A 1,369-nucleotide genomic window follows, 5' to 3' on the forward strand; every position below is an offset into this window, starting at 1 on the left:
GCCAGCAGGTCGGTCTGGCGGGCGATCTCCTGCACGATGGTGATCTTCTCGGCGATGGTGCGCATCGCCTCGACGGCCCGGCTCACCGCGCCGCCGCTCTTCTCCGCGTCCGCCGCCGACTGCCGGGCGATGGTCTCGGTCTGGGTGGCGTTGTCGGCGTTCTGCTTGATGTTGGACGCCATCTCCTCCATCGACGAGGACGCTTCCTCGGCCGAGGCCGCCTGCTCGGTCGCGCCCTGCGACAGCTCCTCGGAGCTCGACGACAGCTCCTGGCTGCCGGACGACACGTTGTCGGCGGCGTTGAGCGACTCCGTCACCACCTGGCGGAGCTTCTCCACCATGCGCTCCAGCGCGATGCCGAGCATGTCCTGGTCGGAGAAGCGCTGCACCCGGACGGTCAGGTCGCCGTTGGCGATGGTGTCGGCGACCGCCGCATTGGTGCGCAGATTGGCGGTCATGCGCTCGAAGGCGATGCCGAGCGCATCGCGATCGGACAGGCGCTTGAAGGCGACGTTCAGGTCGCCGTCGGCGATCTTGTCGGCGACCGCCGCGGTGGCCCGCAGGTTCGCCGTCATGGTGTTGAGCGAGTCGATCAGGTCCTTGACCTCGTCGTTGCTCTTGATCGTCACTGTGGTGTCGAGGTCGCCCAGGGCGACCGACTGGGCCAGCTCGCCCGCCCGGGCGAGGCCGCGGGAGATCGACAGCGCCATCCAGATCGCGATGCCGGCCGCGAGCGCCATGGCGGCGGCGACGATGCCGATCAGCAGCAGGCGCGCGTTCTCGACCTCCTGCACGGCAGCGGCCTTGGCGGCGGCGACCCGCTTCTGGTTCACCTCGACGACGGTGGCGAGGTTCTTCTGCATCTCGGCCACGGCCTGGCGGCCCTGGGTGCTCGACAGCACCCGGGCCTGCTCCATGTCGCCCTGGCGCACCGTGTCGCGGACACGATCCTGAAGGACGGCGAGCTGCTGCAGGGTCGACCGGGTCGCCCCCCACAACGCCTTGTTCTGGGCGCTCGCGGTCTCGTCCGCCCGCTCGATGCGCGAGGTCAGAGACTGCCGCTCCTTGGCGATCTCGGTGTCGTAGGTCGCCACCTCGTCCTTGCTCGACGCCATCACCAGGTTCTTTTCAGAGCGAACCAGTGAAAGCAGGCTGTTGTTCAGCTCCAGCGACATCTGCATCCGCTGCACGGGCCCGTCGATCAGCCGTTCGAACGTGCCGTCGAGAGACGTGAGATTGGTGATGCCGACCCAGGCCGTGACGCCGGAGAGGACGATGATGGTCGCGAAGGCGAGAGCGAGCTTGAGCTTGATCGTGAGTCGCATCGGGGGACCTGTCGGAGGAGCCGTGGCGGGGGGACGGAGGCGGG

General features: G+C 68.4%; 1 protein-coding gene. It reads right to left on the reverse strand.

Annotation, left to right across the window (positions count from 1 at the left end; translation table 11 throughout):
- A partial coding sequence (locus CH341_RS31270; protein ID WP_111423594.1) for a methyl-accepting chemotaxis protein occupies positions 1–1,325 on the reverse strand: 1,325 nt, incomplete at its 3' end.
- Positions 1,326–1,369: the final 44 nt, after the last annotated feature.

The sequence above is a fragment of the Rhodoplanes roseus genome (assembly GCF_003258865.1).
GTDB classification, from domain to species: Bacteria; Pseudomonadota; Alphaproteobacteria; order Rhizobiales; family Xanthobacteraceae; genus Rhodoplanes; species Rhodoplanes roseus.